Source organism: Myxococcus sp. CA040A (genome assembly GCF_013336725.1).
GTDB lineage: Bacteria > Myxococcota > Myxococcia > Myxococcales > Myxococcaceae > Myxococcus > Myxococcus llanfairpwllgwyngyllgogerychwyrndrobwllllantysiliogogogochensis.
Window position 1 is genome coordinate 558463 of sequence record NZ_JABUMR010000005.1, and the last position, 15757, is coordinate 574219.

Below are 15757 nucleotides of genomic sequence, written 5' to 3' on the forward strand. Positions count from 1 at the left end.
AGCGTTAGGCAGACGCGCGGGCCTGTAGCGCCCCCGACAGGCTCAACGCCCAGCGCCCCCATCCAGCCTGAGCGCGGCCCGCCACACCCGTCGCACAAACATAGCGGGCTCTCGCTCAAGGGTTGGAAGTTCGTAGCGACTCAATCGGACGCGGTTAACAGGTGCTGTTAACCGTTGGGGCAGCGGTTAACACCATTTCCTGAGACTCTCAATTCTCCGCTCCAAGGTCTCCAGGAAGGCTGCTCTCTCTGCTCTCCGGTTTCATTCCTTACATGCTTTGCAGGCTTCCACAGGGGCGTCGCGAGGCGGGCACTGCCCCTACGGAGGGCCGGCCTGCGCGCCCCAGGCTGAAGCGGGTAGCCGATGAGCCGCGCCCCCGGCGCCGGTCAAGTCCCGAATCGTGTGTAGTTGGTTCGGAGGGGGAACGGGGGAGGAAAGCTCCTTGGCTGCATCATTCAGCGGTGTCTGGGGTTGAAGTCAGAGGGGCCATGTCCAGGTAGCGGCGGTCGTCCCAGATGCCAGTGACTTCAAGGGCTTCGTGCCCCACGAGCTCGACGAAGCCCACAGTTCCAGGCACGCTCCAGATCACAGGATGTCAGCACCGTTCTGCTGATGTCACGAGCCGGTCACGGCCACGGTCACGAGGCTTGCCTGGAGGCCCACCCCTCGGGGTGCCGACCGCCCTTCGGCCCTTGCACCGTGCGCAGATATCTTTGGGCTTCGCGTTCTCAAAGGACTCCGCGTGACCGCATGGACAGGACTGCCACCTTTTTTCGATGACACCCGACGATCCAAACTATTTCACGGTAGCTTTCCCGTGTCATGACAGTCGATTGCGCTTCGCACTGCGGGGTCCTTCACATGGCCGATTCCCGGACCTCCAGTCCAGTGAGTCGACACCCGATCAAAACCCCATGACCCCAATCCGAAGTCTGTGGCTCGCGGCCGCCCTACTGATGGCCGCCTGTGGAACGACTGAGATCGCGCAGCCCGACGACGTACAGGATGCGACGACGACCCAGGGCCTCTCCACCCTCTCCGTGCGAGGAACCACCAGCGCGAGCGGCCTGGCCACCACCACCCTCTCCATTCCCACCCCCGTCGGTACGGCCGCCGGAGATGTGCTGGTGATGCAGCTGAGCAATCGCGAGGCCGTCACAGCCGTCGCTACCCCACCCGCTGGCTGGACGCTGCTGCGCTCCGAGCAGAGCGCCTCGGCCATCAAGTCCTGGCTCTTCCTCCGCGTGGCCAGCGCGGCCGAGCCGAGCAGTCACACCTTCACCCTCGACCTCGCCAGCGCCATGGCGGCCACCCTGGTCGCGGTGTCGGGCGCGGATCCGCTCCAGCCGATCGACGTGCACGTGGGCCAGAAGAATGGCAACAGCGCGAGCCTCGCGCTGCCCGTCGCCGCCACGTCGTCCGCGAACGGCCTCGCAGTGTGGTTCTCGGCCCAGGTCTGGGGAGGCGCCGCGTGCCCCGCGGTCCACACCCCGCCGACGGGCTTCACCGAGCAGCTCGACACCTGCCTCGTCTCGTCGTCGCACGGCGTGCTGCACAGCGCCGCCACCTCGGAGCTCGGGGCCGCAGGTGCCCAGCCCGCCTTCACCGGCAGCTCCACGCTCCCCAACACCAACATCACGCACGCGGTGGTGCTGCGCCCCCTCCAGCCGCCGGCCACCAAGGAGATCTCCCTCGTCGGCACCACGCACGCGAGCGGCAAGACGGTCACCAGCCTGACCCTCTCGAGCCCTCCGGGCGTCGCCGCCGGTAACGTGCTGCTGGCGCACCTTGCGAACCGGAACCAGATCGGCGCCGAGCTCACCCCGCCTGCAGGTTGGACGCTGGTGCGCACCGACATGAGCACCTGGAGCATCCGCGGCTGGGTCTTCGTCCGCGTCGCCACCGCCAGCGAGCCCGCGAGCCACACGTTCCAGAGTTCCATCGCGAGCTACCTCGTCGGCAACCTCGTGGCGTATGCCGGCGTCGATCCGGCCAACCCGATCGACACGCACGCCGGCAAGAGCAACAGCGGCTCGACGGCCTTCACGACGCCGCAGCTGAGCACCTCGACCGCGGGCGGGGCTGCCGTCTGGTTCGGCGCGCAGACGTGGACCGGCGCCGCGTGTCCGACCCCGGCGATCGAGCCCCCCGTGGGCTTCGCCGAGACCTACGACACCTGCCTGGTGTCCTCGTCCCAGGGCCTCATCTTCAACGCCGCCTTCATGCCCCTCGCCGGTGCCGGCCTCCAGGGACCGTTCAACGGGAGCTCGACGTTCGCCGAGACCAACGTCGCGCAGGTCGTCGCCCTTCGCCGCGCCGAGGTCGCGCCGTCCTCGGGGGTCTCGTTGCGTGGGAGCTCGCACCACAGCGGCCTGTCGCTCGCTTCGCTGTCGATCCCCAAGCCGTCGGGGACCGCGGCCAACGACGCGCTCATCGCGCGGGTGACCGTGCGCAACAACATCTCCGCGACCGTCACGCCGCCCGCCGGCTGGACGTTCCTGCGCTCGGAGCAGAGCGCCTGGGCCATCCGCACCTGGATCTTCTACCGCGTCGCGGGCGCCTCCGAGCCTGCGAGCTACACGTTCGGACTGGACGCGAACACCCACATGGCGGGGAGCGTGGAGGCCTTCAGCGGCGTCGATCCGGTCCAGCCAATCGACGTGCACGCAGGCCAGAAGAACGGCGACTCCGCGTCGTTCACCGTGCCCGACGTGGTGACCGGCAGCGCGGGTGGACTCGCCGTCTGGTACGGCTCACAGGTCTGGCCGGACGCCACCTGCCCTGCCACCGGCATCGAGCCGCCGCTCGGCTTCACCGAGGCCTTCGACGCGTGCCTGGGTCACGCCAACGGACTGCTCTTCAATGCGGCCTACCGGTCGCTCACCGCGCCGGGCCTCCAGACGGGCCTCTCCGGCAGCTCCGCGTTCGTGCAGACCAACACCGCGCACGTGATCGTCCTGCGCGCCGCCAACGCCCCCGCCTGCATGGTCGGAGACACGTACGCGAGCACCTTCACGCTCCAGGGCACCGTGACCGCGCCGGAAATCGTGGAGCCCTCGGGCCTGGCCGCGAGCCGCGTGGTCGGCAACGCGCTCTACGTACACAACGAGGACACCACCGCGATCGTCGCGATCAACACGCTCAACGCGAGCACGATCGGCACGTTCAACGTGACCAACGTGACGCCGGCCGACTGGGAGGACCTCGCAACCGGGCCCTGCCCGAGCGGCTCGTGCATCTTCATCGGTGACATCGGGAAGTGGAGCGCCAACTTCCCTGCGGGTGGCAGCCCCACGTCGTTCACGATCTACCGCGTGCCCGAGCCGAATCTCGCCAACGGCCAGACCTCGGGGGGGCTCGTCGCCGAGGCCTTCCCGTTCGTCTATCCGGACGGCGCGAAGGACGCGGAGTCGCTGATGGTGCACCCCACCACCGGGGACATCTACGTCGTCACCAAGAACGGGGGCACGGGGCAGAGCGGCGTGTACAAGTTCCCCCAGCCGCTGACGCCGGGTGTGCAGGCCACGCTGATCCACGTCCACACGATCCAGCTGCCGCTGAACGGAGACGCCAACTTCTCGGCCGCGACCGCGGCGGCGATCCACCCATGCGCGGATCGCTTCCTCCTTCGCACCTACCGCACTGTCTACGAGTTCCGTGCGACGCCGGGACTTGGCTTCGAGTCGGCCGTCTTCGCGACGCCCGTCACGCTGACCGACACCACCGAGGGCCAGGGTGAGGCGATCGAGTACGAGGCCAACGGCGCGAGCTACTTCACGATGAGCGAGAGCCCCTCGCCCTTCAAGCTCAAGCGCGTGCCCCTGCAGTAGGACCGCGTCGACACGCCGAGGAGCAAGGCCGGTCGTGGGGCACGTCCCCATGGCCGGCCTTGCTGCTCCGAGTTGGGAGCTCGCGCTCGGTGCCGCCGTTCACGCGGTCGTACACACGGCGTCCCGCTTGAAGCCCAGGCACACCCGCGGGCCGGAGCATGAGCACCGGCCCCCGCGCGCATCGCCGGGCCAGATGCCTCTCCTCGGACGCGCCGTGCGGCACGGAGGTCTCCGCGTCAGACTCCTTGCGAACCCGCGGGGCAGCTGCGCCCGCTGCGAGGGAGTCCACGCGATGGAGACCATGGCCACGGCGCTGCGTCCTGCCTGCTCTCGCCCCCAAGGCGTCATCAACTCGGCACGTCAGCCGAGGCGACAACTTCCCTGAAACAGGGGGCCACGGCCGTGAAGCTCAAATAATCGGGCCTTGTCAGGAACGAAAGTCACCCGCCGTAGAGTCTCCCCGAAAGGAGCGGCGACCATGACGACGTTGACGACGCGGACGAACCCGATGAAGCGCAGCTATCGCAACAACCTCTGGCCCCAGTTCGGTGCCGCCTCCTGCTCCCTTGTGAGCTTCGCCTCGAAGTCCCTCGTGGGATTTGACCGGCTTGGCGGCCCTCCGCCCGTACCCTGCTGACGCTCGCGCTCCTTCACTGGCGCGCCAAGCCACGCAGAGGCCGGGCTCCCATCCAGGGGACCCGGCCTCTCGGCTTTCTGGGCTCCCAGCGTCCCCATTCAACACCGGCGTGGCCAGCCACGCACAGCCACACCGCATCACGAGTTACAGCTCGAGGGCCGGACTCGCGTCCGTGCGCCAGGAATCCTGGCTCACGTTCGAGTACCCGACAGCCTCAAGGTCTCTGACAACTGAATCGTCGTGGTGAATGTATGCCGCCCGCGCGCATCCGGGGCGGCAAACAATCTGCCTCCGTAGCTCATTGGAAGAGCATCCGCCTCTTAAGCGGACGGCGAGGGTTCGAATCCCTCCGGAGGTACTCATACCGGGGTCGTCTAACTAGCAAGGATGGCGGACTCTGACTCCGCAGATGCAATTCCTGCCTCCGGTTCTCTCTTCACGCAGCACATTCCCCGGTAGCTCAATGGCAGAGCGCGCGGCTGTTAACCGCGAAGTTGAGGGTTCGAATCCCTCCTGGGGAGCTTTGCGACACACACGAATGGCCAGTTCCGCCCGGGGTGGCAACGGTCTGCAAAACCGTTTGGGACGGGTTCGACTCCCGTACTGGCCTCATCTCCATCATTGCCGACCTGGCGTAGGTGGTCCGCGCGCCCGTCTGAAGAGCGGGAGGACTCGGTTCGATTCCGAGGGTCGGCACTTGGCAGCACGCTTCATCTTCATAGGCCGCGCTCCGGGAGCAGCTTGGACTCCAAATCCGAGCGCGCGGGGTTCAACTCCCTGGCGGCCTGCTCGTTTCGCCCCTGTAGCTCAACTGGTAGCAGCACCGGTTTCGTAAACCGGGGGTTGTCGGTTCGAACCCGACCGGGGGCACTTCACGCAACACGCAGTGCAGTCGTCACATGGGTTCGTGGCTCAATGGGAGAGCACTCGGTTTGCACCCGAGGGGTTCCGGGTTCGAGTCCCGGCGGATCCACTTCATGCCCTTGTAGCTCAGTGGATGAGAGCGCACGGTTCCGAACCGTGAGGTCGCAGGTTCAATCCCTGCCAGGGGCACTCGCTTCATTTGTGCCATCCGCTTCCGTAGCTCAGTGGATTCAGAGCAGGCGCGTCCTAAGCGCACGGTCGCAGGTTCGAGTCCTGCCGGGAGCACACACGTTTCACATTTTTCTGCGGGGAGAGGCTGGTGCCTCACCGGGCCTCATAAGCCTGGCCTCCAGGGTTCGACTCCCTGCTCCGCAACTCTTCCTGCACGCCGAGCCAGCTGGAGACGGCGACGGTCCCACACACCGTTTTCGCCGGGTTCGATCCCCGGGGCGTGCACTCGTATCCCCGCAGTCTTGCCGGTGTAGCCCAATAGGTAGAGGTGCCAGGTCGAGAACCTGGAGGTTGCGGGTTCGACTCCCGCCACCGGCACTGTCGTCGCAGTCCGTAGCCCGCAGTCGCAAGTCAGCAGGAACTCCCGAAGTCCGTCCGCGTAGCCCAAACGGGAGAGGCCGCCGGCTCAAACCCGGCCCAGTGCGAGTTCGAATCTCGCCGCGGATACAACCGAAAGGCGTTGCGTCATGGAGACGCTGGTTCTCAGTCAGTCCTTCGAGCCCGTCGCGCGGATTCCCTGGCAGCGCGCGGTGATGCTCATCTTCCAGGGCAAGGTCGAGGTGGTCGAGGAGTACGAGGACCGCTTCGTGCGCTCGGTGACGGTGGAGATTCGCATGCCCTCCGTCATTCGCTTCTTCCGCGGGCTGCGCAAGGGCCCCAAGGGCGTGAAGTTCAGCCGGGAGAACGTCTACCTGCGAGACCGCTGCCGCTGCCAGTACTGCGGCTTGAAGGTGTCGCGCGCGGAGGCGACGTATGACCACGTCCTGCCGCGGGCCCAGGGTGGCCGGACGTCCTGGGACAACGTCGTCATCGCGTGTGTGCCCTGCAACCAGCGCAAGGGCAACCGGACTCCGGAGCACGCGAAGATGGCGCTGCGCTGCGCCCCGGTGAAGCCCAAGAAGCTGCCGGACGCGATGCACCTGACGTTCGTCTTCGAGCAGGGCATGCCCATGTCGTGGGCCAAGTTCTTGAGGGACGTGGCGTACTGGCATGGCGAGCTGGAGGCATGAGGTTCCAGGTGAAGGGGGTCCACCGGAGGTGGCCCCCGTCCCCGCCCATCCCAGGACAGTGCGCCTGGAGGGGATGAGGAGGTCCGCCAGAGGCGGCCTCCCGCCCGTGGACCTCCCCGCGAGCCGGCAGGCGGGTGCGCTGCTGCCGGCGACTTTCTGGAAGACCGACGCCGGAGGCCGGCGGCCCGTTTCGAAAGCGGTGCGGGTGCATGACGCGCTCGGGGTTCGAGTCCCCTGTCTTCCGTTGTGTCTTGGAGCATGCGGGCCGGGTGGCCGGCCGCCTGGCTGGAAACCAGGAGGGCCCTTCGGGGCTCGTGGTTCGACTCCACCGTGTTCCGTTCGCTTCACCTGTCTGATTGGAAGTTGGACTGGCGATGGCGCCAGGCCCCGCTGCTACCGGGTGCGAGCCGGCCTTCCGGCTTGAGGTTCGAGTCCTCCGACTTCCGCTCTCGCTGCCCCCCAGGGCAGCCTTTGTCCCGACCTGTGCACGGGGCAACGCCGGGCTGACACCGGCACGCAGCATGGCCCCTCGCCCCAGCGTCCCTAGCCTCCATCCCGACCGGGACATCCGGTGAAGGGAAAGGAAGCACACACATGAAGGATTTCAGGACGGGGCGCCGCGTGGCGAGGGGGTGGGCCCTCTTCGCGCTCGCGGGTGTGTTGGCGGGAGGGTGTGGGTCGAGCTCCTCGTCGGACTCGCAGAACCAACAGACCCAGACGCCCGTGGGCTCCGAGGACCAGGAGCGCATCGAAAAGGGCCTGGTCATCTCCCCCGTGACGCTCAACCTCACGGGCCTGGACCGGAACCTCGTGGGCCTGGGCAGCTACATCGTCAATTCCCAGGGAGGATGCACCGACTGCCACACCTACCCACCCTACTCGGCGGGTGGGGACCCCTTTCAGGGACAGCCAGAGCAGATCAACACCGCGAACTTCCTGGCGGGGGGGAGACCCTTCGGCACGGGAATCGTCTCGCGGAACATCACCCCGGATGCGCAGGGGCTGCCGTCGGGCCTCACGTATGAGGCCTTCCTGGCGTTGATGCGCACGGGCCGGGAGCCTGGCGGCGCGCTGCTGCAGGTAATGCCCTGGCCCATCTTCGCGAAGATGCGGGACGCGGACCTGAGGGCCGTCTACGAATACCTCCGGGCCATCCCCGCGGCTCAGCCCGGGAGTGTGCCCACGCCCGTGCCGCCTCAGCCGTATCCCTGACGCGCACGTCGCGTCCGTCTGGCCCCGCGCTCCAGGGGCTTCCGGCTGCTCGCCGGGATTGCGCGCTCACCTCGGCGGTTCAGCGGTTAGAGTGCGTGCTCCGGCGAGGGGGCGGTTGACGAGATGGCGACGAGGAAGAGCGAGGACCAGGAGCGACTCATCGACCGGGACCTGACCGCGATGGCCCGAGAGGGCCGGCTGCCGGCCGCGCATGGCGTGGACGCCGCGGTGACGGAGGTTCTGGGACTGCTGACGCGCGGTGGCAAGCACCCGCTGTTGGCGGGAGACCCCGGCGTGGGCAAGAGCGCGCTCGTGCAGGAAGTGGCGCGCCGCATCGCCGAGGGGCGCGTGGACGCGGAGCTGGCGCAGTCGCGCCTGGTGGAGGTGTCCATCGCCAACATCCTGGCGCGAAGCACCCACCGCCAGGCCGCCGAGAGCTTCGAGGAGCTGCTGGCCCACCTGGCGCGGCACCCCTGTCCCATCGTCTACATCCGAGACCTGCCAGCGGCGCTGGGCGGGCCCCTGGCCCCCGTGGCCGTGCGCGCGCTGCGCACCGGCGGCATGCGCTTCATTTTCGAGACGGAGCCCAAGCGCGTGCAGGAGCTGCTGCGCTCCGACGAGGCGCTGGCGGAGCGACTGCACCTGCTCCCCCTGCACGAGCCTCCCCTGGAGAAGGCGCGCTGGGTGCTGGGCCGGGTGGCGGAGGAGCTGGAGCGCGAGCTGCGCCTGCCCATCGACCCGGCCGCGTGTGACCTGGCCCTGCGCCTGTCGGCCAAGTTCCTGCTGGCGCAGCGCATGCCGCGCAAGGCCATCGAGCTCTTGAAGGAGACGGCGGCGGAGGCCGCGGGCGCGGCCAAGGACCACGTGGGTCCGGAGGACGTGCTCACCCGCTTCTGTGCCGCCACGCGCCTGCCACGCTTCGTGGTGGACGACGCGATGCCGCTGGACCTGGAGGAGACGGAGCGCTTCTTCGGAGAGCGGCTGCTCGGCCAGACGGACGCGGTGGGCGCGGTGCTGCGCTCGGTGGCGCTGCTCAAGGCGGGACTGAACGACCCGCGCCGACCGCTGGGCGTGTTCCTGTTCGCGGGCCCCACGGGCGTGGGGAAGACGCAGCTCGCGAAGCTGCTGGCCGAGTACCTCTTCGGCTCCGCGGACAGGCTGGTGCGCCTGAACATGGCGGACTATCCCAACGACGGCGACGAGAGCGTGCCCTTCGGCGCGTCCTGGGCGCCAGCGTTGGAGACACGTCGCGGAGAGCTGAGCGCGCTCCTGGATGGCAAGGTGTTCTCCGTGCTGCTGCTCGACGAGTTCGAGAAGGCCGCGCGCAGCGTGCATGACCGATTCCTCCAGCTCTTCGATGAGGGCACGTTCGTCAACGGCGCGGGCGAGGTCGTCTCGTGCAACAACACGCTCATCGTCGCCACGTCCAACGTGGGCGCGGAGGTGTACCGGGAGCCCGCCATGGGTTTCGCCGGCACCAAGCGCGCGGACGAGATGGTGTCGGAGGTCGACCGCCGCATCGGCGAGGCGTTCCGGCCGGAGTTCCTCAACCGCTTCGATGCCATCTGTCACTTCCAGCCGCTGTCCAAGGTGGACATCCGGAAAATCGCGCAGCGCGAGGTGGGCCGCGTGCTGGAGCGCGAGGGCATCCGCGCGCGCTCCCTGGACGTGGAGGTGACACCCGAGGTCGTCGACCGCCTCGTGGAGCGCGGCTATTCGCCCCAGTTCGGCGCGCGCTACCTCCAACGGGAAATCGAGAAGACGCTCACCGCGGCGCTGGCCGTGGAGATTGCGCGCAAGCCCCTGCCTCCTGGCACGCCCGTGCGCGTGGAAGCACGCGTCGGAGGCCGGGTCATCGCGGTGGCCGAGCCCGCAGCGCCGCCGCCCTCGCCCACCGCGCAGTTGCTGCTGCCGTCCGCGCGCGCCGCACCGGTGAAGCGGCGGTTGGACCGCAAGTCGCTGCTCGTGGAGATGGACCGGCTGGTGGGCAAGGCCCGCTCGCTGGCGGCCTCCGCGGGACGGCCGGAGATGGAGGATCGCCGAGCCGCCCTGCTGACGGAGACACAGGCGCCCAACCTCTGGGACGACCCCACGCACGCGGCGGATGTCATCCGGGCCTTCCGGACGGTGGAGGCCCACCTCAACGAGCTGGAGCGCCTGGAGGCCGCGTGTCTCTTCGGGCGACGCCTGGTGCGCGAGGCGAAGAACGAGGTGCAGCTGGCCTCCGCGGCGCGACAGGTCGAAGACGTCGCGCGCGAGGTGCAGATGGCCGAGGCACTCCACGCGTCCGGCGCCACCACCCAGGACACCGAGGCCCTGGTGGACATCTGCGCGAGCGACTCGGCGGAGACGCAGGAGGCGTGGGTGCAGGAGCTGGCCACCATGTACCTGGGCTGGGCGCAGCGTCGCGGCTACGAGGCCGTGGCGGTGGCGGAAGCCGAGGAGCCGGCTCGCGTGGTGGTGCGCATCGCCGGCCCCGGGGCCTACGGCTTCCTCGCGGGTGAGGCGGGCCTGCATCGACGGCTGGAGGACGAGAAGCGCCAGCGCGCCTATGTCCGCGTGCACCGGGGCGGCGCTCTCTCCGAGGAGGAGCTGGAGCTGCTGGAGGTGCTCGGCCGACCGGTGAAGAGTCACGAGGGCGCCTACCTCCAGCGCGTGCGTACGGAGGTCACGGTGAAGGATGAGTCCACCGGACGCGTGCTGACGCTCACCGGCGCGGGCGAGCTGGACGAGCTGAAGGACATCGCCGCGCGCGTGGTGGCCGGACAGGGCGGCAGCACGGACGAGGCGCGGCGCTACTACCTGGGCCGCAGCGCCCGGGTGGAGGACCCTCGCACCGGCGCTGGGACTCCGCGCGTGAAGGACGTGCTGCGCGGCGAGCTGGACGTGTTCATCGCCGCGTGGATTTCGCGCCCCCCGACGGAGCCACCGCTGGGGAGCTGAGCGGCTGGAAGAAGCGAGGGGACGGGCCATCCCGCCCCGTCCCCTCCAATGACTGTCAACGAGCTACAAGGTGACCTGGAGCGCGAGGGTCCTGGAGTTGTTGTCCTCGCGCAGCTCCGGCTGTGACTGGTACGGGTCCGCGTAGGCGCCCAGGAAGTAGGAGCCACCCTGTCCCATCGCGTCCTGCGGCAGGTGGGCCGTCACGTTCAGGCTCTGGGTGATGCAGTCGCCCGGGTTCAGGGCGATGACATTCGCGCCCCCCAGTTCACGCTGGTCCATGTTGGCGCTGCTCCCCGGCCCCGGCATGGAAGGCTCCGGAGCGAGGCTCGTGTCGACGGACAGGTAGAGCGACACCCAGCCAGGGCTGCTCGCCTGCGTGCCCTGGTTGCAGACCCTCACCGTCGAGGTGAGGGTGTTGCCCACGAGGATGGAGACAGGCCCCGTCAGCGACGTGATGACGAGGTCCGGCCTCGTCCCCACGCCGATAAGGCCCTTCACGAAGGTGTTGTTGTCCTCGCGCAGCTCCTGCACTCCGCCACTCGAGTCCACGAGCGCGCCCAGGTAATAGGCAGTGCCCTCACCGGCCGGGGGCGCATAGGCGTTGACGCTCGCGCTGCGCGTCACGCACTGGGCCGCGAGCAGGGCTGGCACGTCCACCGAGCCAATCGCCACCTGGTCCAACGCGGGCGGCGACACCGACAGGGACAGCGCGTCATCCAGCGACAGGACCAGTTGCGCACTCGTGGAGGTGCTGGACTGGGTGCCCTGGTTGCACACCGTCACCGTCGCGGTGAAGGCCTGCCCCTGAGTCACACTCGTGGGCGAGGTCATCGCGGTGATGACCAGGTCCGAGCGACTGCCCACGCCGATGAACCCCTTCACGAAGGTGTTGTTGTCCTCGCGCAGCTCCTGCACCGAGGCCGGGTCATCGACGAGGGCCCCCACGTAGTACGCACCGTCACCCTGCGCATCTGGCGGCAGCCACGCGGTCGCGCTCGCGGAGCGCGTGGCGCACTGTCCCACCGCCAGCGAGGGGATGCTCACGTTCGCGACCTCGGACTGGTCCGCGGCGGGAGAGCCGGGTGCCGACATCGACGTCAGCGCGGCGTCCATCGACAGGAAGAGGCGAGCCGCCGTCGAGTTGCTGAGCACCGTTCCCCGGTTGCATACCGTCACGCCGAGGGTGAACGGCTGGTTGATGGACGCGCTCGTGGGCGCGGTCATCGCGGTGATGACCAGGTCCGGCCGATTGCCAATGCCGATGGGGCCCTTCACGAAGCTGTTGTTGTCCTCGCGAAGCTCCTGCACCGAGGACGGGTCATCGACGAGGGCTCCCAGGTAGTACGCCCCATCGCCCTGCGCGTCCGGCGGCAGCCCGGCCCAGCCCGTCGTCGAGCGCGTGGCGCACTGTCCCGGATTCAGCGACGGCACGGAGACACCTCCCACCGGCGACTGGTCCGTCGCAGGGGAGCCACCGGGCCCGTACGGCATCGGCGTCAACACCGTGTCCATCGACACGTAGATTTGCGCCTGCGTCGACGTGCTCGCCTGCGTGCCCTGGTTGCACACCGTCACCGCGGCGGTGAAGGACTGACCATTCTGGAGGGCCTGCGGCACGTTCAGCCCGGTGACGACGAGGTCCGGCCGGTTGCCCACGCCGATGAGCCCCTTCACGAAGGCGTTGTTGTCCTCGCGCAACTCCTGCACGGAGTTCGGGTCATCCACGATGGCCCCCAGGTAGTAGGCGCCGTCCCCCGCCCCGTCCGGCGGCGGGCTTCCATAGAATGAGCCGCTCCGCGTCAGGCACACCCCTGCGTTCAGCGAGGGCACGGACAGGGAGCCCAGCGGCATCTGGTCCGACGGCGGACCACCAGGGCCAGACGACAGCGGCGTCAGCGACGTGTCCGTCGACAGGTAGAGCTGCGCCTGGGTCGAGGGGCTGGACTGGAGGCCCTGGTTGCAGAACGTCACCGTCGCCGTGAAGTTCTGGCCGGAGGTGATGCTCGCCGGTCCAGTCATCGCGGTGATGACGAGGTCCGCTCGGTTGCCCACGCCGACGAGGCCCTTCACGAAGGCATTGTTGTCCTCACGCAGCTCCAGCACGGAGCCCTGCTCGTCCACGATGGCCCCCACGTAGTAGGCCCCTTCGCCTTGCCCATCCATGGGGTAGTTCACCCAGGCAGACGTGCTGCGCGTCGCGCACTGCCCCGTGCTCAGCGGGGGCACGCTGACCATTCCCACCGGAGCCTGGTCCGTCGGAGGCGAGCCCCCTGGACCGACCATCATCGGCGTCAGCGACGTGTCCATCGACAGGTAGAGCTGCGCCTGCGTCGCGTTGCTGGAGAGGGTGCCCTGGTTGCACACCGTCGCCGTGGCGGTGAAGGACTGGCCGGGCGAAAGGGTCGGCGGCACGCTCAGCTCGGTGACGACGAGGTCCGGGCGGTTGCCCAGGCCCACGAGGCCGTTCACGAAGATGTTGTTGTCCTCGCGCAGCTCCTGCACGAAGCCGGACTCGTCCACGATGGCGGCCAGGTAGAACGCGGTGGCATTCGTGGGAATCGGCGGAAGCGAGGGCCAGAAGCTGTCGCCGCGCGTCACGCACTGCCCGGGATTCAGGGACGGAATCTGGAGTCCGCCCAGCGGCGACTGGTCATTCGCGGGGGGGCCCATGGGGTTCATGGGCGTCAGCACCGCATCGAGCGAGAGGTACAGGTTGGTCCACGACGAGTTGCTCATCGTCGTGCCCTGGTTGCAGACCGTCACGCTGACGGCGGTGGCCTGCCCCGTGTTCATGCTCGCCGGCGACGTCATCGCGGTGACCACGAGGTCCGGCCGACTGCCCACGCCGATGCGCTCCTTCGCGTAGCTGTTGTTGTCCTCGCGAAGCTCCTGCACGGAGGACGGGTCATCCACGATGGCCCCCAGGAAGTAGGCGCCCGCGCCCTGCCCCGCGGGAGGCAGCCATGCCTGGGCGGCCACGGTGCGCGTCACGCACTGCCCCGGGTTCAACAGGGGGAGCTGCACCGAGCCCACGGGCGACTGGTCCATGGCGGGAGCACCCGGGCCGGTCGGCGTCAGCACGTCGTCCGTCGACAAGAAGAGTCGCGCCGAATGCCCCGGGGCATAGGTCGTCCCCTGGTTGCAGACCCGCACCTGGACGTCGAAGCCCTGGTTGTCCAACACGCTGGCGGGCCCGCGCAGCTCGGTGATGATGAGGTCGGGCTTGTTGCCCACGCCGATGCGCTCCTTCGCGTAGGCGTTGTTGTCCTCGCGCAGCTCCTGCACCGACGCCGGGTCATCGACAATGGCGCCCAGGTAGTACGCCCCGTCACCCTGTCCCGCGGGAGGCAGCGACGCCCAGACAGAGACGCTGCGACGGACACATGCGCCCGCGTTCAGCGGCATCTGGGTTTGCACTTCACCGATCGGCGACTGGTCCAGGGCGGGAGCACCCGGGCCGGTCGGCGTCAGCACGTTGTCGGTCGACAGGAAGAGCTGGGTGCGGACCGAGGGGACGCTCGCGGTGCCCTGGTTGCACACCGTCACCGCCACGGTGAAATACCCGCCTTGCGGCACGCTGGGAGGACTCGACAGCTCGGTGATGACGAGGTCCGGCCGGTTGCCCACGCCGATGCGCGTCTGCGCATTCGCGTTGTTGTTCTCGTTGACCTCCGCCACGGACTGATTCGCGTCGACGATGGCGCCCAGGAAGTAGGCCCCATCGCCCTGCGCCGCCGGAGGCAACCAGGACGTGCCCGTCACGCGGACGTCCGCGCACTGGCCCGCCTCCAGCGTCTCATGGAGCGTCTCCTGACCCACCAGGGACTGGTCCGCCGGAGGAGGCATGGTCGTCAGAGGGGAGAGCACGTTGTCCAGGGACAGCAACACCGCCACCGTGGAGCCACGGTTCGCGTATGTCGTGCCCTGGTTGCAGACCGTCACCGTCGTGGTGAACGAGTCAGCCGCGAAGACGCTCGCGGGGCCTCGGACTCCCGTCACCACCAGGTCAGGCCCGGGGTTCAGGGGGCTCGACGCCGTCTCCAGTGTGGGCTGCTCCTGGGCGGGCTCTCCGCCCGAACATCCCGCGCTCACACCGACAAACAAACCCATGACCAGCCACCTCGTGGCGGTCGCGCTCCACTCCGGCCTCTTCATGAAGTCTCCCGTTGCTTGGCATGCGGAGCGACGCGGCGGACGCCGCTTCATGCTCCAGGCACGCGCTGTAAGTGCGTAGCAGGAAGACTGAAAGTACCGGAAGTGCCTGGGAGGTATTACTCCCAGGGGAACCTCATGAAGTCCGAAAAGACTCCGTCAAACCCAACCTTCTCTCGGAGCTTGAGGTTTCATGAAACAAACGGGGCGAAGTCGACACCTGAATGTTTCCAAATGTGTCGTGTATCGAATCCACGAGGGCTTCAGCGTGTCAGCGAACCACGCCCGCCAGCCGTGCGGGCGCGGGCGAGGTGGGCGAGACGGCCACGGCCCTGCCAAGCGTGCCCGCGCTTTGGGGGAAGGGACCGCGCGCCAGTTCCTGACCCGCGGGGTCCAGCACCTGCGCGTAGACCGTCTTGAAGCCCTTCTTCAGCCCCACCGACTGGTGCGGTTCTCCCTTGCTGTCGGCGACCATGAAGAGTGAGGAGTCGAGCTCGGGGGGCGGCGACTCGCCGTGCTGCTGGAAGAGGTCGCGCATGAGGCCGAGCGACTCCGCGTGGCTCTTGCGAATCTCCCCCTTCGCCATGCCCTTGAAGAGGCCGGGGACGTCCCGCAGGTCCACGCGGACCACGACGATGGGTTTGACCGCTCGCACGTCGTAGACGAACTGGTAGGCGTGCTCTCGCAGCTCATCCCGGGTGCCCTTGTTGGCATACAGCACCACGGTAGGCCGCCCCTTTCCGATAGGGACTTCTTTTCCAAACACGTCCTTGAGCTCGGCGGCATGCGCGGGCAGGACTCCCAGGACGCCCAGCAGACCTACGAGCGCGGCGAACTTCTTCATGTGACGTGTCCTTTCAAAAGACGCTGTCGGGGGT

Annotated in this window: 7 protein-coding genes and 12 tRNA genes; 17 read left to right on the forward strand and 2 right to left on the reverse strand. The window is 68.3% G+C overall.

All coding sequences use genetic code 11. The annotated features are described in order from the left end of the window. Positions 1-914 precede the first annotated feature (914 nt). The 17 genes from HUA75_RS24160 to HUA75_RS24240 all read left to right on the forward strand — a co-directional run bounded on the left by HUA75_RS24160 (position 915) and on the right by HUA75_RS24240 (position 10727). On the forward strand, positions 915-3830 hold the full coding sequence (locus HUA75_RS24160) for a cell wall anchor protein (RefSeq protein WP_174487728.1): 2916 nt from the start codon (positions 915-917) through the stop codon (positions 3828-3830). A 478-nt stretch (positions 3831-4308) separates the two neighbouring features. Next, the gene (locus HUA75_RS24165) at positions 4309-4467 is read left to right on the forward strand and encodes a hypothetical protein (RefSeq protein WP_174454832.1); all 159 of its coding nucleotides are present in this window, start codon (positions 4309-4311) and stop codon (positions 4465-4467) included. Positions 4468-4754: 287 nt separating this feature from the next. Further along, positions 4755-4825 (forward strand) — tRNA-Lys (locus tag HUA75_RS24170). A gap of 91 nt (positions 4826-4916) precedes the next feature. Further along, positions 4917-4988, forward strand: a tRNA-Asn gene (locus tag HUA75_RS24175). A gap of 19 nt (positions 4989-5007) precedes the next feature. Further along, positions 5008-5077: transfer RNA gene (locus tag HUA75_RS24180), tRNA-Cys, on the forward strand. Positions 5078-5090: 13 nt separating this feature from the next. Further along, positions 5091-5163, forward strand: a tRNA-Phe gene (locus tag HUA75_RS24185). A gap of 100 nt (positions 5164-5263) precedes the next feature. After that, positions 5264-5337: transfer RNA gene (locus HUA75_RS24190), tRNA-Thr, on the forward strand. A 31-nt stretch (positions 5338-5368) separates the two neighbouring features. After that, a tRNA-Ala gene (locus HUA75_RS24195) sits at positions 5369-5440 on the forward strand. A 6-nt stretch (positions 5441-5446) separates the two neighbouring features. After that, positions 5447-5520 (forward strand) — tRNA-Arg (locus HUA75_RS24200). A 21-nt stretch (positions 5521-5541) separates the two neighbouring features. Continuing rightward, positions 5542-5616 (forward strand) — tRNA-Arg (locus HUA75_RS24205). A 19-nt stretch (positions 5617-5635) separates the two neighbouring features. Continuing rightward, a tRNA-Met gene (locus HUA75_RS24210) sits at positions 5636-5706 on the forward strand. A gap of 100 nt (positions 5707-5806) precedes the next feature. Beyond that, positions 5807-5880, forward strand: a tRNA-Leu gene (locus HUA75_RS24215). Positions 5881-5935: 55 nt separating this feature from the next. Continuing rightward, positions 5936-6009, forward strand: a tRNA-Leu gene (locus HUA75_RS24220). 20 nt (positions 6010-6029) lie between these two features. Continuing rightward, positions 6030-6572, forward strand: a complete 543-nt coding sequence (locus HUA75_RS24225) for an HNH endonuclease (RefSeq protein ID WP_141646017.1) — start codon at positions 6030-6032, stop codon at positions 6570-6572. 253 nt (positions 6573-6825) lie between these two features. Beyond that, positions 6826-6910, forward strand: a tRNA-Ser gene (locus tag HUA75_RS24230). Between the two features lie 256 nt (positions 6911-7166). Further along, the gene (locus HUA75_RS24235; RefSeq protein WP_141646016.1) at positions 7167-7784 is read left to right on the forward strand and encodes a cytochrome C; all 618 of its coding nucleotides are present in this window, start codon (positions 7167-7169) and stop codon (positions 7782-7784) included. Between the two features lie 123 nt (positions 7785-7907). Then, positions 7908-10727: an AAA family ATPase gene (locus HUA75_RS24240; protein WP_141646015.1), complete on the forward strand. Its 2820-nt coding sequence runs from the start codon at positions 7908-7910 to the stop codon at positions 10725-10727. 63 nt (positions 10728-10790) lie between these two features. Here the strand turns inward: HUA75_RS24240 and HUA75_RS24245 are convergent, their stop codons facing one another. After that, a complete protein-coding gene (locus tag HUA75_RS24245; RefSeq protein ID WP_174487729.1) occupies positions 10791-14837 on the reverse strand; it encodes a CARDB domain-containing protein in 4047 nt (1348 codons plus the stop codon). A 313-nt stretch (positions 14838-15150) separates the two neighbouring features. After that, a complete protein-coding gene (locus HUA75_RS24250) occupies positions 15151-15723 on the reverse strand; it encodes a hypothetical protein (RefSeq protein WP_174487730.1) in 573 nt (190 codons plus the stop codon). Between the last annotated feature and the right edge of the window lie 34 nt (positions 15724-15757).

Coding starts and splice junctions, on each gene's coding strand:
- HUA75_RS24160 (WP_174487728.1), top strand. CDS start 915: ATGACCCCAATCCGAAGTCTGTGGCTCGCGGCCGCCCTACTGATGGCC.
- HUA75_RS24165 (WP_174454832.1), top strand. CDS start 4,309: ATGACGACGTTGACGACGCGGACGAACCCGATGAAGCGCAGCTATCGC.
- HUA75_RS24225 (WP_141646017.1), top strand. CDS start 6,030: ATGGAGACGCTGGTTCTCAGTCAGTCCTTCGAGCCCGTCGCGCGGATT.
- HUA75_RS24235 (WP_141646016.1), top strand. CDS start 7,167: ATGAAGGATTTCAGGACGGGGCGCCGCGTGGCGAGGGGGTGGGCCCTC.
- HUA75_RS24240 (WP_141646015.1), top strand. CDS start 7,908: ATGGCGACGAGGAAGAGCGAGGACCAGGAGCGACTCATCGACCGGGAC.
- HUA75_RS24245 (WP_174487729.1), bottom strand. CDS start 14,837: ATGGGTTTGTTTGTCGGTGTGAGCGCGGGATGTTCGGGCGGAGAGCCC.
- HUA75_RS24250 (WP_174487730.1), bottom strand. CDS start 15,723: ATGAAGAAGTTCGCCGCGCTCGTAGGTCTGCTGGGCGTCCTGGGAGTC.